The sequence below is a fragment of the Paenibacillus sp. BIHB 4019 genome, assembly GCF_002741035.1.
Taxonomy (GTDB): Bacteria; Bacillota; Bacilli; order Paenibacillales; family Paenibacillaceae; genus Pristimantibacillus.
Window position 1 is genome coordinate 2,992,444 of the sequence record NZ_CP016808.1, and the last position, 26,957, is coordinate 3,019,400.

The following is a 26,957-nucleotide window of genomic DNA, read 5'->3' on the forward strand; positions in this document are numbered from 1 at the left end:
AGCTCAGAATCTTACAGCTATATAACAAGCTTGCTAGCGGCTTAGCCGTTAATCAGGCCAGCCTTGACGAGCAGGCGCTTCACAATAGCAGCCGTTTCGGCACGGGTTACGTTGGAATCCGGGTTCAGAGAACCGTCAGCTCCCTGCACAATGCCGTTTTTCAAAGCGCTGGCAACAGCGGCTTTCGCATATCCCGACACCGAGGAGCTGTCCCCGTAAGCATCCAGCAGGCTGTCGATTTCAGCAGCATCGCTGACGGTTGGCAAAGTTGTAAGCGCAAGAGCGCGGTTCAAAATAATCATCGCTTCTTCACGGGTAATCAAGCCGTTTGGACGGAAGGTGCCGTCCGAATAGCCGCTGATCAGCTTGTTTGATACAGCAAGCTTCACTTCATTTTCATACCAGCTGCCTGCCTTTACATCAGAGAAGGAAACCGAAGTGCTGACGGAAGCCTTATGAATGCCAAGTGCGCGCAGCAGGGTTGCTGTAAACTCAGCGCGTGTAATGGAAGCATTCGGTGCGAACTCCGTGCTCGATACGCCCTTCATGATCAGGCGGGAGCCGAGATCGTTGACGTCATTTTTGCTCCAGTGATTTTCAACATCCTTGAACGAAGCAGGCGCATACACGATCGCATAGCTGCTGTTCGTCAAGCTGTTGATGTTTGCAAAATACGTGCTGCCCGTTACGGATATATAGGTTGGCACATGACGCAGCGTGCCATCTTCGCCAAGCACGACGCCCGTTGTCATCTTCGAGCCGTCTGCGCCGGCAGGCAGAGTGATTGAGCGTTCTACATAATGATTAAATTGGCCGATGCTGATGTTTTGTCCATTGTACTGCGCAATGACTTCAAAGTTTACCGGAGCGCCAACGACGCTTACGCCTTGTTTGGATGCTTGGCTTTGTACAGTATTGATGGTTGCATTGTCTGCTGCAGTAATAGAAATGATGATTTTAATATCGGACAGCTTCACCGTTGTACCGACTTGTGCGGAAATCGCATCAATGTTGATGTCGCTCGCAGGCAAGGTGTAGCTAGCTGCAGGCGTCTCGATTTTAACAGTTGCGCCGCGTTTCTCCAGTTCCTTCACCAGTTGGCCGTTCAATCCTCCGTTGACGACAGCGACTGTGCTGTCTTGAATCGGAAGCACGAGCTCTTTAATGCCTGTTGTGTCGATTTGCTTAAGAACCTTTTCATTGTCTACGTCCAGCTGTACCGTTTTGCGGCCGTTCTGCACAGAGGTTTGAGCCGTTGCATATTGCTGCTCCTTGCCGTCGATGTATACAATAACCGGAGTTGTTGTAGTTGTCGGAGCTGGTGTGTTTGTAGCAGGAGTCGTAGTGGAACCTCCGCCTGACGAGCCTGAACCTGAACCAGATCCTGAGTTTGCCTTAGAAATGACGATTTCTCCGCCATCAACGGTAGAAGGCGTTGTATACGATGGGCTGCGGTAGAACGCCCATTTCTCAGCGTTCGTCGTATCTACAGTCAGGTGATACGTTCCTGTCGTTTCGCTGCTGAGCGATTTAACCTCAATAGCGAATAGCTGGATAGGATCGTTAATGCGCGAGTTTCCGCCCGTAGAGTCTATCCAGATGGCGCGTGCCCAGCCTGCCGTATTGTCAAAGTTGGACTGAAAATAGCCTGTAGCTGATGGAGCGCCGTTTTCTGGCGCCACTTCACCATGTGTAGGCGTAATGCTGACGATGCTTAGCACGGAAGGATCGAAGTCGATTTGCATATTGTAAGCGCCGACGCCGTCCCCTGGATCTGTGAGCATGACGGGCACGGTTGCTGATTGTCCAGCTGTCACATTGGTATTCGTAATCGTAACCTTCGCAGGGGCATCTGATGCAGCATGTGCGGCAGAAGGGACAAAAAAAGCTGGCAAAATGAGCAGGCAGCTCAGCATGAGCAGCAGAAAGCGTTTAGCAGGAGCTTGTCTCAATAATGGTTGCATAATAACCTCCATGAAAGTAAGAATAGATGGATGAAGCTTGATTATTTGTTAAGTTCGCAAGCTGTTGGAGTATTAGCTCGGGTAGTCGGTAGTAAATTCCCATTCTCCTTGATCGAAGCCTGCATAATAATTACCGTTTGCATCTTTAAAGGAACCATGATCAATTAAAAGAACAAAGTGCGTACCGTATGACAGTTTTCCAGCCAGGTGTTTAATAGTAACGGTTTTTCCAACAACCTCAATATTGTAATCATCATCGGCAAGATAGTCTAATACAATGCTGTCTATTCCAGAATGATAAAAACGAATGTGCTTACCAGGAACAGCCGTAACCTCTCTATCGAAAGTGAAGACAATATCAGCATTTCTATCGACATTTACACTGTAATTTTCGGGTGTAAGGCTAACAATGGTAGGAGTAGCACTCAATACGATAGAATCGGGCTTCAATAGGACCGTTTCGCCCGTCAGCAGATCGCCGGATTCGGCAACTGGCGTCACTTCTGCGAACACATAATAATTTAGATCGGTTTGCTGAAGAGTATAGCTGTTCGACGTTGCGCCTATGATTTCCGTACGGTCCGAGCCATCTGCTTGCAGGCCGCGGAACCATTTAAAGCGGCTATTGCCTTCGAAGTCATTTTCAGGATCAAAATAACTGTATTGCGTAGTCACCGTTTGGCCTGGTGCCCATGCATCAGCGCTTAAATAGCCGTTATATATAGCTGGAGCATCGTCAATGGCGCTTAAGGTGACGATATATTTTTTAGATGAGTCTAGAACGGTTTTGCCAGTGTAGAGGTCCATTAAGGCGGAAGCGTCCGCTGCCGTTACGGATCTGTCGCGGTCGATATCATATAAATTGAAGTCTCCGTCAGTAAGGGGAGAATTTCTGCTTAGCTCCCGAACGATGTGAAAGGCATCCGCTGACGTAATCATGCCGTCTTTATTCGTATCGGCGAAGAGGTCTACCGTCACGCGAAAGTGTTCGGTCAGCTTTTCATTTTCAGAGGTAACGCCTTCAACCCTGATTTCAGTCGTTCCCGGGCCGAATATTTCCATCTCAAGGTTGGGTGAATAAGCGTTCGCAGACGCGACGCTCGTATCGCTGGAAGCAGCAGTTAACATCGTTATGACGGTTGATGGAGGGAAGAGCTTCAGTGAATCCAATGAGAAGTAGCTGCCATAAACGTCAATGGTTGAGCCCATTCCCGCATTCGCATTGGAATCATTTTTAACCCAGTGCAAATCATTGTTTACTACAGGAAGAAAGTAGTTAGAAGGTTCTGAAATTGCATATGCCGGAGCAGATAGTGACAAAGTGGTCCCCAATACTGCAGCACAAACAAAAAGCGATGGGCCCTTTTTCAGGGATAATGCGGTCAATTTGCGCCAATAATCGTTCATTTGTCCGAGTCTCCTTGTTGCGAATAGTAGGATGCTTAGCTTCATTTTACTTTTTAGGGCTGAACCGATTCTGAACGGATGTGTCTAATTGGAAAGAATGAAGTAGAAAAACGTCGAATAATGTTGAAATGAAAAAAGAAAAACACAAAAAAACCGTCAATATCTGCAAGCAGAATTTAACGGTTCAAATGATTATTTCTTCATTAAATGTCCATGCTCAGCAGCACTGGACAATGATCGCTTCCCATAATAGCGGAATCAATGGCCGCATCCTTCAGCAGCGGAGCTAGTCGCTCTGAAATCAGAAAATAGTCAATCCGCCAGCCGACATTCCGCTCGCGAACCTTGGGCATGTAGGACCACCATGTGTAGGCATCGGTGCGGTCTGGGTAGAGGTGGCGAAAGCTGTCGATAAAACCGGCCGCCAGCAGCTCGGACATTTTGCCGCGTTCTTCCGGAGTAAAGCCGGAATTGCCGTGGTTGGCTTTGGCGTTTTTGAGATCGATTTCCTGATGGGCGACGTTGAGATCGCCGCAGACAATGACGGGCTTCACCGCATCAAGCTGCTGCAAATACATGCGGAAGCGATCTTCCCATTCCAGTCGATAGTCCAGCCGCAGCAAATCGCGCTTGGCATTAGGCGTATATACATTAACTAAATAGAAGCCTTCAAATTCCAGCGTCAAAATGCGGCCTTCCGGCTCTTCGTTTTCTTCAATGCCATAGCGGACGGAAAGCGGCGGTTTTTTCGTAAACACAGCCGTGCCGGAATAGCCCTTCTTCACGGCATAGTTCCAGTAGTCCGAATACGCCTCGCCAAGCTCCAGCGAAATTTGCCCCTCTTGCAGCTTCGTCTCCTGCAGGCAGAAAATATCCGCGTCCATCTCGGCAAAATAATTATTAAACCCTTTATTCACACAGGCTCTCAGCCCGTTAACATTCCATGAGACCAGCTTCAATGCGGAACCTCTCCTCTGTTGGCAATTATATAAGTATAGCTAAAAGCAGTGCTTCAACTAAGCGGGCAGCAGGATGAAAACTTTGCCGTCGGCATTCAAAATCTGGCTTCCATTGCTAAGCGTGGCATAGGGAAGCTCCCAGTGCGAATGCCCGCAAAATACGAGCGTCTCTGGTAATTGTTCAAGCGCAGCGCGAATGGCGCTGCTCCCCTCAAGTCCAAGTGCCGGCTCATCCGGTCCCTGGTGCAAAAGCAAAGCGTGGGGCTGCTTCATAATAAGCCTGCGAAGCCACTTCACATAATCGTGCTGGGACATGCGATTAGGCTTGTCCGCTCGTCCGATAATGCCGCCAAGACCAGCAAGGCGGAGTCCTAAAATTTCGGTCAAGGCTGGCAGGTCCATGTGATGCATGCAATCGCTAGCGGCGAGCATATTCATATGCGCAGACTCCATTATATCATGGTTGCCGGGTACACCTGCGACCCAGCCGAATGTATCACCGAAAGCGAGCCAGACGGGAAGGGGGTTGCCGCTGCTGCCCCTTTTGCCAGCATCTCCATATAAATCGCCGCACAACAGAGCAATCATACGCCGTGGAGAAAGATGGGGAAATTCAATCGCCATTAATAGCGCTAAATATTCGGGCAGCAGCTCGCCAAGCTGCACCTCGCATCCATCATCGCTGGCAACGCCCTGCAAATCGGAAGTGACAATCAGGGCATCTATATGCTCTGGCAGACCAGACACAAAGCCTTGATAGACCGGCAGCAGGGCAGTATAGACTCCGCCGCCAGCCGCCGCTGTTTGATAGGGAAAGCTTTCAATAGGTTCGGGAAGTATTCGCTCGATTTTCATAGTCGGTGAGGCTGCCCCCTTCTGCAACTAAAAATGACTCATGCCGTTTCATTGGAATTTAGGGTCAATATACCATGATTGCGAGTAGCGGGCAACTTAGGAGATTTGATCATTTTTACTAGGGTGCGTTATGATAGGGGAGGTAAATACAAGCGAAAAAGGAGACGGTATGGACAATTTCGTATTATGGTTGAAGTATTTGATTCTCGGTATTATTCAGGGCTTTACAGAGCCGATCCCTGTATCATCAAGCGGACATTTAATTATCGCCCAGCAGCTGCTCGGGGTTGAACAGCGAGGGCTGGCATTTGAAATTTTAACGAACACGGCATCGCTGATTGCGATTGGCTACATTTTCCGCCAGGACATTAATCGGCTAGTTGTTAACACTATCAAGTATATGAGAACACGGGACAAAGCTTATAAAAGCGACTTCCTGTTCGCTATGTATGTCGTCATTGGAACCGTGCCGGCCGTCATTATCGGGCTGCTGTTCAAGGATCAAATCGAATCCTATTTCTCCTCCGTGCGTACGGTGGCGATATCGCTGCTCATAACCGGTGTGGCGCTCTGGCTCATCCGCAATTTGCGAGGGCGCAAGCGGGATGGCGACCTGAAGGTCAAGGACGCTTTAATTGTAGGCTTAGCGCAGGCGGTCGCGCTCATTCCCGGCATTAGCCGCTCCGGCTCAACCGTCATTACATCCATTGCGGTCGGCATGAAGCAGGAGACGGCGCTGCGGTTCTCATTTATGCTGTACATACCGATTAGCTTGGGCGGCTTGGTGCTAGGCATCTCGGATATCGCGAATGATCCTAACCGTACTACGCTGATGATTCCTTATCTCATTGCCTTTATCGCGACCTTAATTGTGACCTATTTCTCAATGCGCTGGTTCATGAACATTATGGCGCGCGGCAATTTAAAATATTTCTCCTATTATTGCTTTGTCGCAGGCATCCTGCTGCTCATTTTCCTCTAGAACGACTGCTGGAGGAGAAGGCGCATAAGTCCGGACAAAAAGGTTTGAGAGGCTGGTATCCGAATAGGGATGCCAGCTTTTTTTTGTAAATATAAGCATGGCGGGGGTTTATGCAGGCCTTCGAATAAAAAAAGAGAAAAGCGAGGCGCGATTTTGTTGCTTTCAACAGAATTTACAACTTTTTCCTGTTTAGGCTGAGTAGAAAATCGTAATTTCTTTATGAAAAACGCACAATATCTAAATTCAGGAAGAAATATAATTAAAAAATATATTGAATTAATTATATAATTAAATGACAGGTGTGAATATTTATTTAAGGATTTAAATAAATGTTATCCCCTCTTATATGTTAATACTTGACTAACATTATCTCTTAAATCGAACTAGATGTTAAAAAAAGAGAGAAAGATCAATAAAAAGTATTGTAACTCTTTTCTTAATGATATAAAATGTGACATAGATTGAGTCTCATGATGTCACATTCGAACAGCTAGATTCGCCTGATAATGCCGAGCTAAGCCTATCATTATTTTCAGAATTATCAATTTAATTAACGCTCGAAATTATAATTCGTTAGGGTGATTAAATGTGAGTGAGGAATTGCTGAGAATGGAGCATTTAACGACGTCCTTTCGGATCGCTGATCGCTATTATGCAGCAGTGGATGACGTTACGTTATCGGTCAGAAAAAATGAAATTTTAGCGATTGTTGGCGAATCCGGCTCGGGGAAAAGCGCATTGGCCTTTTCGATTATGGGACTCCATACGCGAGCGAAAATCGAAGGGCATATTTATTATAAGGGGCAGGATTTGGCTCATCTGCCTCCAAGCAAATTAAACAAGCTGCGTGGCAAGGAGATGGGCATGATTTTTCAGGACCCGCTGTCTGCTCTCAATCCGCTCATGATTGTTGGCAGCCAGATTGAGGAGGCTTTGCTGCTCCATAACGACAAGCTGACGGCGGAGCAGCGCAAGGCGAAGGTGCTGGAATTGCTCGATAAGGTAGGCATCCCCCGCCCTGAGCATACGTATCAGCAATATCCGCATGAGCTGTCCGGCGGAATGAGGCAGCGCGTCGTCATTGCGATTGCGATTGCCAATGAGCCGGAGCTGCTCATTGCCGATGAGCCGACGACGGCGCTTGATGTGACGATCCAGCTGCAAATTTTGGAGCTGATCCGCAAGTTGAAGAGTGATATTGGCGCGGGCATTATCCTCATCACCCATGATCTTGGCGTTGTGGCGGAAATGGCGGATCGGGTAGCCGTTATGTATGCAGGACAGATTGTGGAAATCGCTGATATTTATACGCTCATCTCAAATGCGCAGCATCCATATACGAAGTCGCTGCTCAGCTCGATTCCGGCGGTCAGCGCCGAGAAGTCCCGGCTGCATGTCATTCAAGGCATTGTGCCCTCCTTGCAGAAGCTGCCCCGCGAGGGCTGCCGCTTCCGCTCCCGCATTCCATGGATGGAGGAGGCGGCACATGAGGCGGAGCCTGCGATGCACGAAGTAAGTCCCGGTCATTTCGTCCGCTGCACCTGCTATCGGACTTTTTATTTTCCTAAAGTGGACGGGAAGGGGGCTGACTATGGCGCTTCTTGATATTAAAGATTTAAAGGTGCATTTTCCGATTCGCGGCGGCTTGTTCGGCAGAACGGTTGGCGAGGTCAAAGCGGTAGACGGCGTAAGCTTGTCCATTGAGCAGGGAAGCACCTACGGACTCGTTGGCGAGTCCGGCTCGGGCAAGACGACGACGGGGCGGGCGGTTATCGGCCTGAATGCGATTACGTCCGGCAGCGTCATATTCGAAGGCAAGGATTTGAACGAAGGCGGCAAGCGGGGCTTGCTGAATGCCCGCCGCGATATTCAAATGATTTTTCAAGATCCCTATTCCTCGCTTAATCCAAAGAAGCGCGTCATCGACATTGTGGCGGAGCCGCTGCGCAACTTCGAGCGGCTGTCTGAGCAGGAGGAGAAACGGCGCGTGCGCGAGCTGCTGGAGCAAGTAGGCTTAAGCGCAGAGACGATCTATAAATATCCGCATGAGTTTTCCGGCGGCCAGCGGCAGCGGATCGGCATCGCCAGGGCGATTGCCTTAAAGCCGAAGCTGATCATTGCCGATGAGCCCGTATCGGCGCTGGACGTATCCGTACAGGCGCAGGTGCTTAATTTTATGCAGGACATCCAGAAGGAATTAAACCTCACGTACTTGTTTATCAGCCATGACCTTGGCATTATCCGGCATATGTGCGATCACATCGGCATTATGTACAAGGGAAGACATGTTGAGCAAGGCACAACCTCAGATATTTTTCATAACCCTCAGCATATTTACACCAAGAGGCTTCTTGCAGCCATTCCAGATATCGACCCTACACAAAGAGAGAAACAGCGACAGTTTAGAGCAGAGGTAAAAGCCGAATATGATCAAGCCTACAGAGACTATTTCGACGAAGAGGGCCTGGCCTATTCATTAAGGCCGATCTCAAGCACGCATCTAGTAGCTCTGCCTGGGAAAGGTGGATAGCGATGTGGAAAACGATTGTTCGCCGTATATTCATTATGATTCCGCAGTTATTTTTACTCAGCATTCTCGTCTTTTTGCTCGCTAAAGCGATGCCCGGCGATGCGCTCACAGGCCTTGTTGATCCAAGCCTTGATCCTGCGGCGCTGGAAGCGCAGCGAGAGCGGCTTGGTCTGAACGATCCGTGGCATGTGCAGTACTGGAACTGGATGGTCCATGCGCTCCAGGGCGACTTTGGACAATCGTTCCGCTTCAAAATGCCCGTGTCCGAGCTCATTAGCCAGCGCATTTTCAATACGATCTGGCTGTCGGCCGCGACGCTGATTTTGACTTATTTAATTGCGATTCCGCTCGGTATCACGAGCGGCCGCTACAACGATACTTGGGCGGACCGCCTAATTACGGGCTATACGTATTTGGGCTTTGCTGCGCCGCTGTTTATTTTTGGCTTGGTTATGCTGTGGCTGTTCGGCTTCCACTTTGACTGGTTCCCGACAGGCGGCAGCGTTAAGCCGGGGGTAGAGCCCGGCACGACTGCTTATGTATTTAGCAAAATCTATCATTTGCTGCTCCCGGCTCTATCGATGGCGCTGATTACGACCGTAACGACGGTGCAACTGCTGCGCAGCGAAATTATTGATACGAAGCAGCGCGATTTTATTTTGACCGCAAGGGCTAAGGGGGCCTCGGAGTCCCGAGTCTATAACCGCCATATTTTGCGCAACTCGCTGCTGCCGATTGCCGCCTTTTTCGGCTATGAGATTACGGGCTTGATCGGCGGCACTGTATTTATCGAGAGCATCTTCAGCTATCCCGGCATGGGCCAGCTGTTTCTCAGCTCCATCTCCTTGCGGGATTTCAGCGTCGTGACGGCGCTGGTGCTGCTGTATGGGCTCGCATCAATTTTGGGAGCGTTAATATCGGATTTGATTTTGAGCATCGTCGATCCCCGGATTCGGATCAAATAAGCGCGTTGGGAGGCTTAAACTATGAGCAAGCTTGCAACCGCCGAGGCGGACCGAAGCCCCTCCGGCTGGAAAATCATCTGGCGGGAAATTGTCCGCGACAAGGTGGCGTTTGCTTCCTTTCTTTTTCTAGGACTCATTATCGTCTTTGTGTACGGTATTTCGCTTGTGCTGGATCAGAAGCAGATCGTGACCGTCGATTTGTTCTCGCTGTACAAGCCGCCTTCCGCCGATTTTTGGCTGGGGACGGATTATGGCGGGCGCGACGTGTTCGGGCAGCTGATTATCGGCACGCGCAACTCCTTGTCCATCGGCATTATTGTGACGCTGATGACGGGGATTATCGGCATTCTGATCGGGCTGCTGTCGGGTTATTTTGGCGGCAGCGTAGACAATGTATTTATGCGCTTCGTCGATTTCTTTATGATTTTGCCGACGCTCATGATCGTTATTGCGTTCGTGACCGCCGTGCCCAAATACAGCATTGTTTCGTTCTCGCTCATAATGACGGCCTTTCTGTGGATGGGCATTGCCCGGCTGATTCGCTCAAAGGCGCTGCAGGAACGGGAGCTGGATTACATTCAAGCGTCCAGAACGCTCGGTTCCTCCCATTTGAAAATCATGTTTACGCAGCTGCTGCCGAATCTCAGCTCCATCATTATTGTAACGATGACGCTGAATCTGGCAGCGAACATCGGTCTTGAATCCGGCCTTTCCTTTCTTGGCTTTGGCTTTCCTGAAAGTACGCCGAGCCTCGGTACCTTAGTCAGCTATGCGAGAAACCCGCAAACCCTGGAGAGCAGATGGTGGATCTGGTTACCCGCGTCAGTGCTGATTTTGGTATTGATGTTGAGTATAAATAATGTTGGTCAAGCGCTGAAGCGTGCGACGGACGCAAGACAAAGAAAAGGTTAATAAAAGGAGGAGATGGTGTAATGGGAAAGGGTAAGGGGACAAAGTATGTATTCGTTTCGCTGATGCTTGTGCTTGCGCTAATGCTGGGGGCATGTACATCAAATGGCGGAAGTGGGGCAGCCGAGAGCGCAAGTCCTGGAGCGAGCGCCGAACCTGCGGCTAGTGCAAGTGCAGCACCAACTGAAGAGGATGGCCTTTTTTCCATTGAGGATTTTAACAAGGTGAAGATTAATGAAGGAACGGCGCTGAAGGGCGGCTCCGTCACTTACGGCTTGGTGTCCGATACGCCATTTGAAGGTACGCTGAACTACAATTTCTATTCGGGCAACCCGGATGCGATGGTCCTCCAATGGTTTGACGAGGGACTATTAACTTGGGATGCGAACTACGTCTATACGAATGATGGCGCAGCTACCTATGAGGTTGCTGAGGATGGCCGCACGTTTACCTTTACGATTCACGACAATGTGAACTGGCAGGACGGCAAGCCGGTAACAGCTGAAGATTGGCTGTTCGCGCATGAGATAATCGGTCACAAGGACTATGATGGTCCGCGCTACGATTCCAATTTTACGAACATTGAAGGCATGCAGGAATACCATGACGGCAAAGCCAAAACGATTTCCGGCATTAAGGTGCTTGGAGACAAGCAGCTGCAAATTACGTATATTCAGTCTACTCCGTCTCTACTGACGGGCGGCGTTTGGATATATCCGTTGGCGAAGCATATTTTTGGCGATATGGACGTAGCGAAAATTTCCGCTTCCAAGGAAGTGCGCGAGAAGCCGATCGGCTTCGGACCTTTTAAAGTGAAATCAATTGTACCAGGCGAGTCGGTCGTGTTCGAGAAAAATGCCGAATACTGGCGCGGCGAACCTGCTTTGGATGAGGTTGTGCTGAAGGTCATCAACCCGACGACGGTTGTGCAGCAGCTTGAGAGCGGCGGCGTTGATCTCGTCGATTCGTTCCCGGTTGACCAATATCCGGACAATGCGGGCATGTCGAACGTCGAGTTCCTAGGCATGATTGATCGCGCATATACGTATATCGGCTTTAAGCTTGGCACTTGGGATAAAGAAGCAAAAGTCGTTAAGCCGAATGACAAGGCGAAAATGGGCGATGTGAATTTGCGCAAGGCGATGTGGCAGGCAGTGGACAATGATGCAGTCGGCAAAAAGTTCTATCACGGCCTGCGCTGGAATGCGACGACGCTTATTCCGCCGTCCCACCCAGAGTTCCATGACTCCACCAATAAAGGCGTAACCTACGATCCGGAGGCGGCGAAAAAGCTGCTGGACGACGCGGGCTACAAATTAAACGGCGAATTCCGCACGAATCCAGATGGCAGCGAGCTGGTCATCAATTTTATTTCAATGACAGGCGGAGATATTGCTGAGCCGCTGGCCCGTTATTATGTGCAGTCATGGGCGGCAATCGGCCTTAATGTCAATCTGGAAATGGTCGAGTTCAACTCCTTCTATGACCGTGTAGGCAACAATGGGGACGACGATCCTGCGGTTGATGTTTATCAGGCGGCGTGGTCGGTTGGCATCGATGTAGACCCTGCTGGTCTATATGGCAGAGATGCGATTTATAACTTCCCGCGTTTTGAGACGGAGGAGAATAGCAGGCTGCTCGCCGAGGGCGTATCGGAGAAAGCCTTTGATGTAGAGGTGCGCAAAGGCATTTATAAAGAATGGCAGCAGTATATGGTCGATCAGGTTCCGGTATTCCCGACCCTATACCGCTCCGAGCTTGTTCCGGTGAATAAGCGTATTATGAACTATGCAATCGGCGATGGCACCGGCATTTATTTGCATCAGCTGGCTGTCTCGCAAGATAAACCGTTTGTAGCGGCGAAATAGCGTATAATAGAGCTTAGAGTAGCAAACAAGATAATCGGAGGGCCTCAGTTGCCCACCCGTTAGACAAGGGCTGTTCACTAGGGCGGAGGATTCCGCCTTGGGGAGCAGCCCGCTTTGCGGTTGCAGGGGGAGGACGCGGCTGCGCTCTTTTCAAACGGAGGCGGGAATGCTACAATCTCTGAAACTATAGCTTTGAAAATGGGGAAAGGCAGGTAACGAATATGAGCAATCGGCCTTCTAGAAATGACTTTAATCCTTATTATGAAACGTATATTGAAAAAGTGCCGGAAGGCAGCATCAATGATGTGCTGCTTGAGGCGCAGCAGGCGACAAGCGAGCTGCTGGCAAGCATTCCGGAGGAGCGCGGCAGTTTTAAATACGCAGAAGGCAAATGGAGCATGAAGGAAGTCATTGGCCATATTAATGATACCGAGCGCGTGATGAGCTATCGCCTGCTGCGGATTTCACGGGGCGATTCGACGCCGCTGCCTGGTTTTGATCAGGATGTGTTTGTAGCGGGTGCGCGGTTTAATGAGTATACGATCGAGGAGCTTGCTGAAGAGTATCGGGCGATCAGGCAATCGACGCTTAAGCTGCTCGACAAGCTTACCGATGAGGAGCTGTCACGGCGCGGCAGCGCAAGCGATTCCGAGGTAACGGCATTAGCGCTCGCCTACATTATCGCCGGTCACGAGCTGCACCATTTGAACGTATTGAAGGAACGATATTTAATTGACTAGAAATATATGCATTTATAAGTTGTGCACTTATAAATGGGCTTATATTTCATCGCGAAACGGAAGCCTTGCCGCCAAAGGAAGGCTTCAGCCGTTTACACTTGCCTAAATAACAGTCACCAAAGGAGCTCTATGATGAGTGAAGCAAGCTTTAAGGATTATCAATTAAGTGAAGACATTACCCGGGCGCTGGACAGCTTAGGCTACAAGCAGCCGACGATTGTGCAACGCGAAGTCATTCCGATTGCGCTGAGCAAGCGCGATCTTACGGTCAAGTCGCATACCGGCAGCGGCAAGACGGCAGCCTATGGCATTCCCATTTGCGAAATGGTGGATTGGGACGAAAATCGCCCGCAGGCGCTCGTTCTTACACCGACACGCGAGCTTGCTGATCAAGTAACCGAGGACATCACGAATATAGGCCGATACAAAAGAATTAAAGCGACGGCGATTTATGGCAAGCAGCCCTTTGCCCCGCAGCGCATGCAGCTGACGCAAAAAAATCATGTGGTCGTCGGTACGCCTGGGCGCATTATGGACCATATCGAAAAAGACACGATCGATCTGGAGAAGCTGCGCTTCCTCGTCATTGACGAGGCGGACGAAATGCTGAGCATGGGCTTCATCGAGCAGCTGGAAATGATTATTCAGGAGTTGCCGAAGGATCGAGTGACGCTGCTATTCTCCGCTACGCTGCCGAAGGATGTAGAGCGGCTGTGCCATCGCTATATGAATGATCCGGTGGATATTGCGATTAAAGCTGAGGGCGCCGCGAAAGCCGAAATCGATCATTCGTTGTATATCGTGCGGGATAACCGCAAGCTGCAATTGCTGCAGGATGTGACGGTAATGGAAAACCCGGACAGCTGCATCATTTTTTGCCGGACGCAGTTGAATGTCGATGAGGTGCATCATGAACTGACCCAGCTCGGTTATCCGATTGGCAAAATTCATGGCGGCATGGAGCAGGATGATCGAAATCGCGTAATGGGAGAATACCGCAGAGGCGAGTTCCGTTATTTGGTGGCGACTGATGTAGCAGCGCGGGGCATTGATATTGATCGAATTACCCATGTGATTAACTACGATTTTCCGATGGAGAAGGAAAGCTTTGTCCACCGTGCAGGCCGAACTGGACGAGCAGGCAACAAGGGCAAGGCGATCTCGTTCGTGACGCCAAATGAGGATTCTTTTCTCGCTAATGTTGAGGCGTACATCGGGTTTAAAATCCGGCAGGCGGAAGCTCCGCCTGAAGATGTGGTGGACAGCCGCAGGGAAAGCTTTGAGCTGAAGCTGAAAACAAGTCCGGAATTGAAGCAGGACAAGAAGTCACAGCTCAGCGCAGACATCCTCAAGCTTCATTTCAACGGAGGCAAGAAAAATAAGCTCAGAGCGGTTGATTTCGTCGGCACCATTGCGAAAATCGAGGGCATGACGGCCGTAGATATCGGCATCATTACGATTGAGGACAATAAGACGTATGTGGAAATTTTGAATGGCAAAGGCAGCCTCGTGCTGCAAGCGATGAAAAACACGACGGTCAAAGGCAAGCTGCTTAAAGTACAGCCTGCTCGGAAATAACAGGTAAAACCGATGGCGATCAGCAGCAAAGGCAGCGGGAAGGGCGTACTAAGCAAGGCGCTCCTCCCAGCCATTATGCTTCATCGTTATCGGTTTTTTTATTGAGAAAGCAAAAAGCCCCGACTGACAAAGTTGAGCTTTTGACATTTGTATTGGGCTGGTCCATATGATATGGTTGAAGCAGCAAAACGAACAAAGAGGGGATTACAATGGCAAATGAAACGCCGCTAACGAAGGAAGCCATATTGGACGCAGCGGAACAGGTGCTTCGGAGATACGGCCCCGATAAAACGTCGGTTACGGACATCGCGAAGTTTCTTCAGGTCAGCCATGGCACCTTATATCGGCATTTTGCGAACAAGGCTGCGCTTCGAGAGACAGTTACCGAGAGATGGCTGGATAAGAGCGTATCCGAGCCTCTGGAAGGGATTGCATCTGCAACAGGCGGCAGCGCTGCTGTACAATTGCGCTCATGGCTTGAAGCGCTTATGGAGAAGAAGCGGATGTATGCGCTTGAGGATGCAGAGATGTTTGCGATGTATTCAGCGGTAACGCTGGAAGCCGTTGATTTAATTGCGGCGCATGTCGATCACTTGGTCAATCAGATTGCCATCATTGTAGAACGCGGCATGCACAGCGGCGAGTTTAATCAAGGCGATGCGCATGCGACGGCAAGGGCTATTTTTCTGGCGACGACGAAATTTCATCATCCGGCTTTTGTGCGCGAATGGTCGAGCAAGAAAATAGCTCAGGACTTTGATGCGGTATGGAGCTTGCTGCTTGCCGGATTACAATAAATACGCCTTTAGAAACAGATCGGATTATTCCGGCAGCCGTTTCTAACAGGCGTATTTTTTTGCGCTTAAATCGTATAAATGACAAAAAATAATATTTGTTATTTGACATTTGATAGGTGTCAGCATATACTCGAATCAACAACAACGAGGAACGATTCCTCGACAAAGGATGGGACCATAGATGGAGAAAAGTTTAACGGGCAAAGTGGCATTAGTTACGGGCGCATCGAGAGGCATTGGGCAGAAAATCGCTGAGCATTTGGCACGGCATGGAGCCAAGGTAGTTGTCAATTATGCAAGCAGCTCGGCAAAGGCGGACGAGGTAGTCGCTGGAATTAAACGCAATGGCGGGGAAGCGACAGCAATTGGAGCGGATATTAGCAAGGTGGCGGAGATTGAAGAGCTGTTCCGCAAAGCATTGGAAGCCTATGCTCAGATAGACATTTTGGTTAACAATGCAGGCATTATGATTAACAAGCCGCTCGCAAGCATAACGGAAGAGGATTTTGACAAGCAGTTTGAGATTAATGTCAAAGGCACCTTTTTTGCCATTCAGCAGGCAGCGCTGCATATGAAGGAAAACGGGCGCATCATTAATTTCTCAACGTCGGTGGCGGGCCATATGTTCCCGGCTTACAGCACCTACGCAGGAACGAAAGGCGCGGTGGAGCAGTTTACCCGCCAGCTTGCGAAGGAGCTTGGTCCGAAGGGCATTACGATCAATGCCATTGCTCCAGGACCTGTAAACACGGAACTGTTCAAGGCAGGGAAGACGGAGGAGCAGATAACGGCGATCAGCAATGCCAATGCCTTTGGACGGCTGGGCGAGCCGGAGGACATTTCACAGGTAGTGCTGTTTCTGGCAAGCAAGGAGTCGCAGTGGGTAACCGGTCAAACGCTGCGCGTGAATGGCGGATTTATTTAAAAGGATAGTTTGAAGCCCTCTCGCAGCTATGTTATGGTTCGTATAAAAGGAGAGGACGATGATGCAGCATCTGAATCAAATCGTGCGGCTTTTGGAAGAGGATACGCTTACCAACATAACACTTCTGAAAATGATTGAGGCTTATGAGGCATCCATCATTATCCAATTCATTGAAGGCTCTGAACCGTCGCAATGGGGGCTGCTCCTGCTGCTTCCAGTCGAAGCATATCCCTATGATCAGCAAACATATCCTGAAGCTGACTATATCGCTTTTGTCGCGTATACGGAGCAGTCGCTGCTGCCCGAACTGCTCACAGCTGTTCCCGCAGGTACCCGCCTCGTATTCAAGCTCCAGAAGGATGAGTATCGGGAACAGCTTGCCAACTATTACGAGTTGGAACAGGCGAGAGCTTATATTTCCTATACGAGCCAAGACGAGCTTACAAGCAGCAGCGTGCAGCATCATAAGCTGCATAAGCCGATTCATAAGGCGATTAGAAATGAAGATGTTGTGAAGCATGAGGCGCTGGCAGAGGAGCTGCTGCCGCTGCTTTGCAGCAACGGCTATACGCCAGAGGAGCTTCGCGGCTATTTTGCTGCAGGCGCCTATTCCTTCGTTATATACCGGGACGGCGAGGCTGCTGCCGGATGCTTTATTTTTCGCAACTATAATGAAATTTGGGAAATTGCAGGTGTCCATACGCGGGAGCACTGGCGCGGGCAAGGCTTGGCGAGGCAGCTTGTGGCTGCCGCCCTGGAGCAATTGCGGCAGTTAGGGCTGAGGCCGAGATATCATGTGCTGGAGACGAACGCCGCCTCGATTCGGCTAGCGGAGTCGCTGGGACTCCTGCCCTTCATGAAGCTGACGCATCATACGATGCGAAGCCCCGCCGCGGTACCGCAGCAAATTTAGGCGAATCAACAAAAGCCCGCCCTTCAACGCTAGCTGAAGGGCGGGCTTTGCTGCCGCGTTATTTTTCAATATCGTGTTTGCGCTTCGTCAAATCTTATAACTCCAGCAGCACGTAGCTGCCCATATAAAACAATTCAGCGTCGTCATATTGATCCGGTACCTCTTCCCATACGATATCCCAGGTGTCATCCAGCATTTCCGAATAATCGACCTCAGGGGAAAGGCGCAAAATAATTTGATCCTGCCCGCTTTGCACGAGCTTTGTCAGCTCCATGCGATATTGCTTATTGGAGGTGACCTCGAGACCATTTTTCACATAGTAGTCGTATTTATTGCTATCGCCGGTATATTGGTCGAGCTCATCGTCCAGCCAATAAGACACATCCTCTACGTATTCCTCGTTAATGGCGGTCGCATCGTTCGCGTTATAGAGCATATAAGGAACATCTGAATTGGTCGCATTGTTGGTCGGATCGACGTTCAGCCATTCCTCGCCAATTTTGACCTTGTTCCATGCATGGGGAACGCCATCCAAATAGCCGGTTACGACAATCGTCTCCACGCCAGCGAGCTCGTTCAGCAGCTTGTAGGTGTAGGCATAGCTCATACAGACGCCGAGTTTATTGACCATTATGCCGTAGGTGCTGTAAGCATCATAAAACTCCGGGTCCACCTTGCGAAAATCATATTTATACGCATTATCCAGCGCGTCATCATCGTACACCGTCGTATCGTTCAAATAATCATAGATCGCCAGCCGTTTTTCCTCGTCGTTCATTTCTGGCGTAATCGTGGCTGCAATAATGCGCTCGGCCTCCTGCATAATTTCCCGCTGCTTTGCGCGCATCTCCTTGACTGGATTCTCGTAGGACACATAAAGCGAAAGTGTGCGGTAATCGTAGCCGTAGCTTGCCAGCCCGATAATATATGGGTTTTGGTACATGACCTTCTCGACGACGTCAATGAGAACCTCGGTGTTTTGCGCTTCGGGAAAGGACATGAGCGAAATGTCTTCCTCTCCGGTCATCAAGTTGCGGGCCAAATATTCCTCTAGCGCCGAGTCGGCAGAAATATGCAGCTTCTCCAGCAGCTTGTCGGTTGGAACCTTTGCTTTATCGCCCTTGGCGACGACGAGGCGCGTATTCTCGATTTGCCGATCAATCAGGTTGTCGGTAGTCGAAGCCGCTTTGGTGTAGCGGGAAATAATAGTCGGCACATTGGCATCCGGTATAAAATAGGTCGTATTTTCCGGCTGGACGTAGCCGGTATTAGCTGTATTATCGGCTTGCTCATCCTCGTCCTCATACCAGGAGGCTACATAATCAATATCCTCAGGGGTGACGTCTTCCACCCAGACGACGCCTGTCAGCGCTGTGCCTTTAATGGAATAAGGAATGCGCAAGGGGCTGGACGGCTCAAGGACAAGCGCATCCGTTTCATACACGATGTCCTTAAAGCTGATAGAGCCATCCGTATGCTTGACCTCGACGCTGTATGGCAGATCATCTACGTATTCATAGGTATTGCCGAACAATTCTCCTTCATATTCGTCGGTAACCTCCGTCGGAAGCTGGCTCGACAAATCGGCCGTCACGACGGGGGCGCTGAAGTTGGATTCCTTGCCGTTGGAGACGGCTGTGACATAAAAGTTTCCCTTTACACCAGTATTTTGAGCGAGTGTAAAGCTCTCGCCCGTATCCATCTCTAATTGGTCGTAAGTGGTATCGCCAAAATCTTCGAGCTCCGTTCCTTTGACCCGCTCAATCAGGACAGGGGTCTCCAAATAAAAGGCGGATTTTTTGCCCGGAGCGCTTGTGGTGCCATCCGTTTTCCGAGCTTTGGGGAAGGTCTGGTACACCTTGTATTCGCTGACCCCGGTTATTTTATCCCATAAGAGCTTTAGCCTGCCATCCTCGCTTATTTCATAGGTGAGATTCGGAACGGGCAGCTTGGACTTCACCGTGAATGGGATAATGAGCGGCTTCTCCAGCTTTTGGGGCGTAGTGGAAGCCATGTCATAATCAATGCGGAGATAATAAATCGGCGCATTTCCCCAGCCTAATGGATCAGAGGAGGAAGCGGAAGGAAGCGGCAGCACACCTGAATCCAGCGGCTCGACCGTAATGATGCTTTGGTTGCCCTCCACAGGAGTGACCCGGTTGAAGGAAGCCATTTGGCTGGAGGGCAGCGCCTGCCGGTCTGTGTGAACCGTAATCGTTTCTTCCCGCTTTAAATTATCGAGCTGCGTCAAATCGGATTGAAAATGAAAATCGAATTTCATATCTTTGGCAACATTGTAGAGCGGCATAATCGGCTTATTGCTCGTTTCGCCGTATTTTTGCTTTAATTGCTGCACGGAAAACTTCTCCGGCGTCTGCCAAGCATATTTAAGCAGCTTAATGCTGGAATTGAAGCCATTTGCGGCATCTGACATGCAGCCCGTCAGCAGCAGGCTCATGAGCAGCAGGCTGAGCAGCATTTTTTTCATTGCGCAGGTCTCCTCCGGGAAGTGATGAAATCATATAGTTAGCAATATGAAAATTTTACCTTGTTAAATTAAATTATTCAATTCATTTCATAGCCATGACAAAAAGGGCGGATTCCATTTGTGCCAAATGCTGCATATTGATGGGCGCTATACACAGCATTAGCCGTGAGAAAAGGTGAAAAACGTACTTTTCAGCCTGCTTATTCTATTTTTAATATCAATCATTATGAATTGAACAAAAAATTAAACGACTGGCATAAATAATCCCATTGTGTAGCGGGGCGCTATGCTATTTAATTATTACGAACCAATGAAAACGCATACATTTAGGAGGGGGAACATGAAGCGAAGAAAAATAGCAGCGGTGCTGCTGGTAGCGGCCATGCTGCTCAGCACGCTGACGGGGCTTGCGCCCCGCGCGGTTTGGGCAACGGAGGAGGAGCCTGCTTATTTGGAGGAAGGGGTGTCGGCAGCGGAGTCGGTGTACCAGCCCGGCTTGATTTTACACTATGACATGAAGACGACGGCAACCGATGCAGGGCAGACCATTGTGAAAAATGTAGCTGGCGGAACAGCCGCATATGACGGCATTTTCCGCAATCCATCGAATGGCCAGCTTGTGGCGAATGGCACTGCTGGTTTTGCTGGCTTTAACGGAGGCGCAGCTTCCGCGAACAGCGGCTATATTGAAATACCGAAAGGCGCAGGCGGCGAGGATCTGCTGAGCGGCTTAACCGATGTCACGATTTCCTCGCTCGTCAACTGGGAGAACGACGGCACGAATCGCTGGATATTCGGATTCGGTGCTACGACAAGCGATCCCGAGAACGGCAACAAATATTTGTTTGCTACGCCGCGTCATGGCAGCACGGGCAATTATGCGGCTGCCGGCATATCGAAAAGCGGCTGGCGCAATGAAGCGCTTTGGAAAGGGGCTACTACCCTTGCAGCGGGAGCCTGGAAGCAGGTGACGGTCGTTTTTTCCGGTGCAGCGGATACGATAACGCTGTATATTGACGGCGTGAAGGCATCCTCCGGCTCGGCGAAGGGCATTAAGCTTGCCGATATTATCAATACGGGGACGAACTATTCCGGCTATATCGGCAAATCTATTTTCGCGGGCGATGCGTTCTATCGCGGCTTGGTAGGCGACTTCCGCGTCTACAATTATGCGCTGAACGATCAGCAGGCGGCTGACCTGTATACGCAGGCTTCCAGCACGATTACGGACCTCAAGCAGCTTGTGCTGACAGCGGCAGCGGATGCGCTCGCTCCAGCGGCTATGCTTGCCTCAGGCGATGTGAGCGCTGATGCGGTTACGAAAAATTTGACGCTGCCGGCAGCTGGCCGCAATGGCGTAGCGATTGCATGGAGCTCCAGCGATGCGGCAGTTATTGCCGCAGATGGAAAGGTGACGCGTCCAGCGTCGTCAGAAGCGGATAAGTCGGTGCAGCTAACCGCGAGCCTGACGTATCAGGGGCTTTCCATGCAGCGGGTGCTGAGCTTTAAAGTATTAAAGGAATTTTCTGAAAGCGCTATCGCAGAGGCGGATGCGGCGGCGTTAATCATCCGTAATCTGGATCAGGTTAAGGGCCATTTGACGCTGCCGCAGCTTGGAGGGAACGGCTCCAGCATCGAGTGGGAATCGAGTGATCCGGCGGTTGTGAAAGGCTCGGCGCAGGCGGCAGGCGATGCGTCGCAGCTGGGCAGAGTGCTGCGTCCCGCAGATAAGGATGCCGTCGTTACGCTCAAGGCCACGGTGAAAAAAGGCAGCGCAAGCACACAGCGGCTGTTCCAGCTAACCGTGAAGCAGGCTCCGCCGAGCCTCGATTATGACGCGTATTTCTTTGCTTATTTTACCGGCGAGTATGAGGGCGGAGAGGAAATTTCCTTTGCGACAGCCGAAGACCCGCTCAAATGGCGGGCGCTGAATAACGGCCAGTCGATTATTCAATCGACGCTGGGCGAGAAGGGGCTGCGCGATCCGTTCATTATGCGCTCGCATGAGGGCGATAAGTTTTATTTGCTGGCGACGGATTTGCGCATGGGCGAAAGCACGAATTTTGACCAGGCGCAAATAACGGGCAGCCATTCGATTATGATTTGGGAATCTGACGATCTCGTCAACTGGAGCGAGCAGCGGATGGTCGAGGTCGCGCCGAAAAACGGCGGCAACACGTGGGCGCCGGAGGCGATCTATGACGAGAAGACCGGACAATACGTCGTATTCTGGGCTTCTTCGATGAAGGTTGCCGATACGTATGGCAAATACGCCAGCGGCCGCCCATCGGGTCAGTACAACGTTATGTATTACGCGACGACGCGGGATTTTTATACGTTTTCCGAGCCAAAGGTGTATATGGATGAAGCATTCCCGACGATCGATACGACGATGCTTCAGGAGGGCAAAGACCTGTATCGTTTTACGAAATCGGAAATCGGCTACAAAGTGTTTTATGAGAAGGCAGCTAACGTCTTTGAAGATGTTGACGGCATTGCGGCCAATGGCTACCAGTTTACAGCGATTGCCGGTACGAAAAATGGCAACCAGGGACGCATCGGCCATGGCAGCAACAATGAAGGGCCAACCGTATTCAAGGATATTCGGGAGGACAAATGGTATATGTTCCTCGATTCTTGGCCGTATCATGTACGTGTATCAACCAATCTGGAGGACGGGGCGCAGTTTAGGGATAATTTGCTCGCTGCTGATCAATATGCACTTCCGCCAGGGCCGCGCCATGGCACGGTCATTCCGGTAACGCGGACGGAATACGATGCGCTGCAGGCGAAATACGGCTTGCCTGGTCCAGCGGAAAAGGAGCAGCCAGTCGTGCATTATACGTTCGACAGCAGCAGCGTAACCGGTACGCTTGTGAAGGATATGTCCGGGCAGGGGCACAATGCGACGCTCGTTGGCGGAGCTACCATTAACGAGACGGATAAAATAGGCAGCTCTGGCAGCTCGGTAGAGCTGGACGGCACAACAGGCTATGTAAAGCTGCCGGACAATCTGGTGCGCGATTTGAATTTGGAGAAGACGACAATCGCCACTTGGGTAAAGGCGGATCAGAACAAGCTGAACCAGCGGATTTTCGACTTTGCTTCGGATACGGGCAGAGCGGCTAACCGCAATACGATGTATTTGAGCACTACAGGCGATACTGGCGGTCTTGAATTTGCTATCGTGACGCCATTTACAGAGAAGTTCTCAAGTGAATCGACGCTGCTTGGCGCGAGCTATAAATATGCGCTTCGAGCAGCGACGCCAGCGGCAAGTGCTTGGCATCATGTAGCCGTATCCATTGACGGCTTCGAGGCGGTCATGTATGTGGACGGAAAAGAAGTGTCGCGCAGCAGCACCTTTAACGTAGAGCCACGCATGCTGCTGCAAACTTCGATGAACAATATTGGAAAATCCCGAAATGCGAGCCACGGCTTGTTTGATGGCAAGCTGGACGACTTCCGCATTTATAATCGGGCGCTGACGAAGGAGCAGGTTGCTGCGCTTGCAGCGGACTTGCCGGAAACGCCGGGAGGCGGCGAGCAGCCGGAAACGCCGAAGGCGATCGTCCATTATGATATGGGCCAAGTCGACGGCACGACGGTGAAGGATTTGGCTGGAAGCTTTAATGGCACTTGGGTCAATTCGCAAAATGCAGAGCGGATATATGCCGGGCAGACGGGCGTTATCAGCTTCACAGGCGGCACGACCAGCTCCTATATTGAGCTGCCAAAAGGGGTGACCGATGGCCTGACCGATACGACGGTATCGATGCTGATGAACTGGAGCGGCAAGGCTGGGGCCGAATGGGCTTTCGCATTAGGGCAGAACAGCACCAAATATATGTATTTTACACCGCGCTATAATACATCGGCGGCGAATGCGCGGGCGGGCATTGCGACAAATTCATGGAATAACGAGGTAGCCGCGCAGCACACGGCTGGTCTGACAACCAATCAGTGGAAGCTGGTAACAGCGGTTTTATCTGAAAAAGAGCAGACGCTAACGCTTTATATTGACGGCGTAATGGTAGGAGCAACTGCAACGGGCGGCAAAACTATGGCCCAGATTCAAAATGCAGGCGGCATCAGCGGTTATATTGGCAAATCCTTTTATGCATCCGATCCCTATTTCGGCGGCATGATCGCTGATTTCAAACTGTTCAACGGCGCTTTGAGCGGGGCAGAGATTGGGGCTCTACAGCGGGAGGCTGCGGCGAAGATCGCTGCGCTTGACGGGCTAACGCTGGAATATGCAGCGAACCAGCTGGATTACAGCGCTTTTCTGAATGGAAATGCGAGCAAGGACAGCATTCGCACGAATTTGAAGCTTCCGGCAAGCGGCGGACATGGCACAACGATTACTTGGGTGTCTGGCACGCCGAGCGTCATATCGAATACCGGTGCTGTCACGCGTCCTGCGAGCGAAGCAGGCAACCAGAGCGTCACGCTGACAGCTACGATTACAGATGGGTCCAAATCGGTGACGCGCAGCTTCACGGTTACCGTGGAGAAGGATACGAGCCTCATGGAGAAAGCGCTGCTGGATGCGCAAAGCCTAATCGTCCATAACTTGGCCGATGTTCGCGGACATTTGACGCTGCAAGTGAAGGGCGCGAATGGATCGGCCATTGTGTGGGCCAGCGAGCAGCCTCATGTTATAACGGCGACAGGCGAGGTTACACGTCCCGCGCATGGCAAGCAGGCTGTAACCGTTAAGCTGACCGCCATGATAACGAATGGCGCAACCTCGATTTCGAAAGCGTTCATAGCGACAGTGAAGCCGCTTCCTGCGCCAGCCGACTATAAAGGCTATGCGTTCACCTATTTTACGGGGGAAGGCTCGGCGAGCGGCGAGCAAATTTATTTTGCACTCAGCAAAGGTAATGATGCGTTGCACTGGCAGGAGCTGAATGGCGGGCAACCAGCGATTACGTCGAATTTGGGTGAAAAGGGCCTGCGTGATCCGTTCATCATCCGTTCCCCAGAGGGCGACAAGTTTTATTTAATCGCGACCGATTTGAAAATTTACGGCAATGGCGATTGGGGCGCTGCCCAGACGAGCGGAAGCCGCTCGATTATGGTATGGGAATCGACGGATCTAGTGAATTGGTCGAACCAGCGAATGGTAGAGGTATCTCCGCCAGAGGCCGGGAATACTTGGGCTCCGGAAGCGTTCTATGACGAGGAGACCGGTGAATATGCCGTCTTTTGGGCATCGAAAATGTATGCTGACGAAAGCCACAGCACAGGTACGCATCAGCGCATGATGGTGGCGAAAACCCGCGACTTCTACACATTCTCAGAGCCGGTCGAGTATATGAACGATGGCTACTCGATTATTGATACGACGATGATTGGACATGATGGCAAAGTTTATCGTTTTACGAAGGATGAGCGCAGCAATAACAGTTCGACGCCGAATGGAAAGTTTATTTTTCAGGAGTCGGGCAGCAGTGTCTTTGACAGCAGCTTTAAGGTAATCAAGGAGGGCATCGGACGCGGACAAATTTCACAAGGCGAAGGGCCGACCGTATTCAAGTCCAACACCGAGGAAAAATGGTATATGTTCATTGATGAATTTGGCGGCCGAGGTTATGTGCCGTTCGAGACAACGGACCTCGATTCGGGCGAGTGGAAAATATCGACGAATTATGAGCTGCCGTCACGCCCGCGCCACGGCACGGTCATTCCAGTGACACAAGCGGAATATGACCGCCTGCTTGTAAGCGTACCGAAGGCTGGGCAGTCCGAGTCTGGCACGAAAGTAACCGGTGTGCAGCTTGCGCCTTCAGCACTTGCACTGAAAACAGGGGAAGGAGCGCAATTGACAGCAAATGTCGCGCCTCTGGCTGCGGCGAATAAGTCTGTCGTCTGGTCGAGCAGCAATCCGGCTGTAGCAATGGTGGATGCAGCAGGTTATGTGCGTGGGGTAGGAGAAGGTACCGCCTATATTAGCGTGGCAACCGTAGATGGCGGATTTATTGCCATATCGGAAGTGACGGTAAGCGCAGGTGAAGATAACGGTGGAGTGACGCCAACGCCGACGCCAACACCGACACCGACACCGACACCAGGAACGACGCCAACACCGACACCAGGAACGACGCCAACACCGACACCAGGAACGACGCCAACACCGACACCAGGAACGACGCCGACACCGACCGTACCAAGCCCAAGTCCAACACCGACCATACCGGGCTCGACGACTGGTCCGACACCGACGCCGGTCATATCGATTCCGTCGACGGCACCGGGTACAACGCCAACGATACCGAGTCCCAAACCGAGTACGGGGCCTAGCCCAACACCGTCTGGCGCTTTTAGCGATACAGCGAACCATTGGGCGAGCGCTTCGATTGAAAAGCTGGCGGAGAAAGGACTGATGAAGGGTTATCCGGACGGCAGCTTCAAGCCGAATGCCGCGATGAGCCGCGCTGAATTTGTGACGGTCATCTATCGCATGCTTGGCATGGATACAGTTGGAGGAGCTGGCAAAACCTTCAGCGATGTTTCGGCAGATGCTTGGTACAGCGGGGCGGTTCATGCCTTGCGTGAAGCGGGAGTCGTTAGCGGCGATGCCGCAGGCACATTCAGGCCTAACGATTCCATTACGCGGGAGGAAGCTTTTGTGCTCGTATACCGCATCGTGAAGGAAAAGCTTGCGCTCAGTGGTAATAGCGATGAACCTTTATTCACTGACGATGCAGCGATTTCAGACTGGGCGAAGGAGGCGATAGCTGCTTTGTCCGCAGCAAATGTACTGAGCGGCTACGATGATGGCACGCTCAAACCGAAGGGCAGCATTACTCGAGCGGAAGTCGCGACGATTTTGGCGGCATTCGTAGAATGAACAATGGATGCTAGCTGAATAACCAGCGAAATAAAAATACGGCGGAAGCTCCCGAATGTTTGTCCGGGAGCCTCCGCCGTTTTATTTTCATAAGTGCTGCTGAAAATTTCTCGAATGATTGTCGAGTTCAGTATGTTACGACTAAGGCGAAACTGCTGCTGCTAGACATCGCTTTTCACAAAGAGGTACAATTTAATACAGATCCTTTATGCTCGCAG

At 50.8% G+C, this 26,957-nt stretch carries 17 protein-coding genes; 12 read left to right on the top strand and 5 right to left on the bottom strand.

What is annotated here, in order from left to right; translation table 11 throughout:
• Window positions 1-41: 41 nt before the first annotated feature.
• The 4 genes from BBD42_RS12715 to BBD42_RS12730 form a co-directional block, all read right to left on the bottom strand.
• Window positions 42-1,964, bottom strand: a complete 1,923-nt coding sequence (locus BBD42_RS12715) for an S-layer homology domain-containing protein (RefSeq protein WP_172455476.1) — start codon at window positions 1,962-1,964, stop codon at window positions 42-44.
• 72 nt (window positions 1,965-2,036) lie between these two features.
• Complete coding sequence (locus tag BBD42_RS12720) at window positions 2,037-3,371, bottom strand: Ig-like domain-containing protein (RefSeq protein ID WP_172455477.1); 1,335 nt, start codon at window positions 3,369-3,371, stop codon at window positions 2,037-2,039.
• Window positions 3,372-3,574: 203 nt separating this feature from the next.
• Window positions 3,575-4,330 carry an exodeoxyribonuclease III gene (locus BBD42_RS12725; RefSeq protein WP_099518426.1) on the bottom strand — a complete coding sequence of 252 codons (756 nt, stop codon included), beginning with the start codon at window positions 4,328-4,330 and terminating at the stop codon, window positions 3,575-3,577.
• A 57-nt stretch (window positions 4,331-4,387) separates the two neighbouring features.
• The gene (locus BBD42_RS12730; RefSeq protein WP_099518427.1) at window positions 4,388-5,185 is read right to left on the bottom strand and encodes a metallophosphoesterase; all 798 of its coding nucleotides are present in this window, start codon (window positions 5,183-5,185) and stop codon (window positions 4,388-4,390) included.
• 169 nt (window positions 5,186-5,354) lie between these two features.
• Here BBD42_RS12730 and BBD42_RS12735 point away from each other — a divergent pair, with 169 nt between their 5' ends.
• From BBD42_RS12735 to BBD42_RS12785, 11 genes are all read left to right on the top strand, one after another.
• A complete protein-coding gene (locus BBD42_RS12735) occupies window positions 5,355-6,167 on the top strand; it encodes an undecaprenyl-diphosphate phosphatase (RefSeq protein WP_099521589.1) in 813 nt (270 codons plus the stop codon).
• Between the two features lie 588 nt (window positions 6,168-6,755).
• Entirely contained in the window at window positions 6,756-7,772 is a 1,017-nt protein-coding gene (locus tag BBD42_RS12740; protein ID WP_099518428.1) for an ABC transporter ATP-binding protein, read from the top strand.
• The gene (locus tag BBD42_RS12745; RefSeq protein ID WP_099518429.1) at window positions 7,759-8,697 is read left to right on the top strand and encodes an ABC transporter ATP-binding protein; all 939 of its coding nucleotides are present in this window, start codon (window positions 7,759-7,761) and stop codon (window positions 8,695-8,697) included. The genes BBD42_RS12740 and BBD42_RS12745 overlap by 14 nt, the downstream gene beginning before the upstream one ends.
• Before the next feature lie 2 nt (window positions 8,698-8,699).
• Complete coding sequence (gene opp4B / locus BBD42_RS12750; RefSeq protein WP_099518430.1) at window positions 8,700-9,662, top strand: oligopeptide ABC transporter permease; 963 nt, start codon at window positions 8,700-8,702, stop codon at window positions 9,660-9,662.
• Window positions 9,663-9,683: 21 nt separating this feature from the next.
• Entirely contained in the window at window positions 9,684-10,574 is an 891-nt protein-coding gene (locus BBD42_RS12755; protein ID WP_099518431.1) for an ABC transporter permease, read from the top strand.
• 20 nt (window positions 10,575-10,594) lie between these two features.
• Window positions 10,595-12,439 (top strand): oligopeptide ABC transporter substrate-binding protein, encoded by a 1,845-nt coding sequence (locus BBD42_RS12760; RefSeq protein WP_099518432.1) that lies wholly within the window; start codon window positions 10,595-10,597, stop codon window positions 12,437-12,439.
• Window positions 12,440-12,660: 221 nt separating this feature from the next.
• Window positions 12,661-13,179, top strand: a complete 519-nt coding sequence (locus BBD42_RS12765; RefSeq protein WP_099518433.1) for a DinB family protein — start codon at window positions 12,661-12,663, stop codon at window positions 13,177-13,179.
• A 132-nt stretch (window positions 13,180-13,311) separates the two neighbouring features.
• On the top strand, window positions 13,312-14,757 hold the full coding sequence (locus BBD42_RS12770) for a DEAD/DEAH box helicase (protein ID WP_099518434.1): 1,446 nt from the start codon (window positions 13,312-13,314) through the stop codon (window positions 14,755-14,757).
• Window positions 14,758-14,966: 209 nt separating this feature from the next.
• Window positions 14,967-15,554: a TetR/AcrR family transcriptional regulator gene (locus tag BBD42_RS12775; protein ID WP_099518435.1), complete on the top strand. Its 588-nt coding sequence runs from the start codon at window positions 14,967-14,969 to the stop codon at window positions 15,552-15,554.
• A 181-nt stretch (window positions 15,555-15,735) separates the two neighbouring features.
• On the top strand, window positions 15,736-16,479 hold the full coding sequence (locus BBD42_RS12780; RefSeq protein ID WP_099518436.1) for an SDR family oxidoreductase: 744 nt from the start codon (window positions 15,736-15,738) through the stop codon (window positions 16,477-16,479).
• A 58-nt stretch (window positions 16,480-16,537) separates the two neighbouring features.
• Window positions 16,538-17,392 carry a GNAT family N-acetyltransferase gene (locus BBD42_RS12785; protein ID WP_099518437.1) on the top strand — a complete coding sequence of 285 codons (855 nt, stop codon included), beginning with the start codon at window positions 16,538-16,540 and terminating at the stop codon, window positions 17,390-17,392.
• A 94-nt stretch (window positions 17,393-17,486) separates the two neighbouring features.
• On the opposite strand, the gene BBD42_RS12790 is transcribed toward BBD42_RS12785, so the two are convergent.
• Window positions 17,487-19,880 carry a transglutaminase domain-containing protein gene (locus BBD42_RS12790; protein WP_099518438.1) on the bottom strand — a complete coding sequence of 798 codons (2,394 nt, stop codon included), beginning with the start codon at window positions 19,878-19,880 and terminating at the stop codon, window positions 17,487-17,489.
• Window positions 19,881-20,220: 340 nt separating this feature from the next.
• Here BBD42_RS12790 and BBD42_RS12795 point away from each other — a divergent pair, with 340 nt between their 5' ends.
• Window positions 20,221-26,739: an immunoglobulin-like domain-containing protein gene (locus BBD42_RS12795; RefSeq protein ID WP_172455478.1), complete on the top strand. Its 6,519-nt coding sequence runs from the start codon at window positions 20,221-20,223 to the stop codon at window positions 26,737-26,739.
• The last annotated feature ends 218 nt before the right edge of the window (window positions 26,740-26,957 follow it).

Bases quoted from the DNA above. Each gene is read 5' to 3' on its own strand.
- opp4B (WP_099518430.1), top strand. From the start codon at position 8,700: ATGTGGAAAACGATTGTTCGCCGTATATTCATTATGATTCCGCAGTTA.
- BBD42_RS12770 (WP_099518434.1), top strand. From the start codon at position 13,312: ATGAGTGAAGCAAGCTTTAAGGATTATCAATTAAGTGAAGACATTACC.
- BBD42_RS12785 (WP_099518437.1), top strand. From the start codon at position 16,538: ATGATGCAGCATCTGAATCAAATCGTGCGGCTTTTGGAAGAGGATACG.
- BBD42_RS12780 (WP_099518436.1), top strand. From the start codon at position 15,736: ATGGAGAAAAGTTTAACGGGCAAAGTGGCATTAGTTACGGGCGCATCG.
- BBD42_RS12735 (WP_099521589.1), top strand. From the start codon at position 5,355: ATGGACAATTTCGTATTATGGTTGAAGTATTTGATTCTCGGTATTATT.
- BBD42_RS12755 (WP_099518431.1), top strand. From the start codon at position 9,684: ATGAGCAAGCTTGCAACCGCCGAGGCGGACCGAAGCCCCTCCGGCTGG.
- BBD42_RS12790 (WP_099518438.1), bottom strand. From the start codon at position 19,880: ATGAAAAAAATGCTGCTCAGCCTGCTGCTCATGAGCCTGCTGCTGACG.
- BBD42_RS12745 (WP_099518429.1), top strand. From the start codon at position 7,759: ATGGCGCTTCTTGATATTAAAGATTTAAAGGTGCATTTTCCGATTCGC.
- BBD42_RS12715 (WP_172455476.1), bottom strand. From the start codon at position 1,964: ATGCAACCATTATTGAGACAAGCTCCTGCTAAACGCTTTCTGCTGCTC.
- BBD42_RS12765 (WP_099518433.1), top strand. From the start codon at position 12,661: ATGAGCAATCGGCCTTCTAGAAATGACTTTAATCCTTATTATGAAACG.
- BBD42_RS12720 (WP_172455477.1), bottom strand. From the start codon at position 3,371: ATGAACGATTATTGGCGCAAATTGACCGCATTATCCCTGAAAAAGGGC.
- BBD42_RS12760 (WP_099518432.1), top strand. From the start codon at position 10,595: ATGGGAAAGGGTAAGGGGACAAAGTATGTATTCGTTTCGCTGATGCTT.
- BBD42_RS12775 (WP_099518435.1), top strand. From the start codon at position 14,967: ATGGCAAATGAAACGCCGCTAACGAAGGAAGCCATATTGGACGCAGCG.
- BBD42_RS12730 (WP_099518427.1), bottom strand. From the start codon at position 5,185: ATGAAAATCGAGCGAATACTTCCCGAACCTATTGAAAGCTTTCCCTAT.
- BBD42_RS12795 (WP_172455478.1), top strand. From the start codon at position 20,221: ATGAAGCGAAGAAAAATAGCAGCGGTGCTGCTGGTAGCGGCCATGCTG.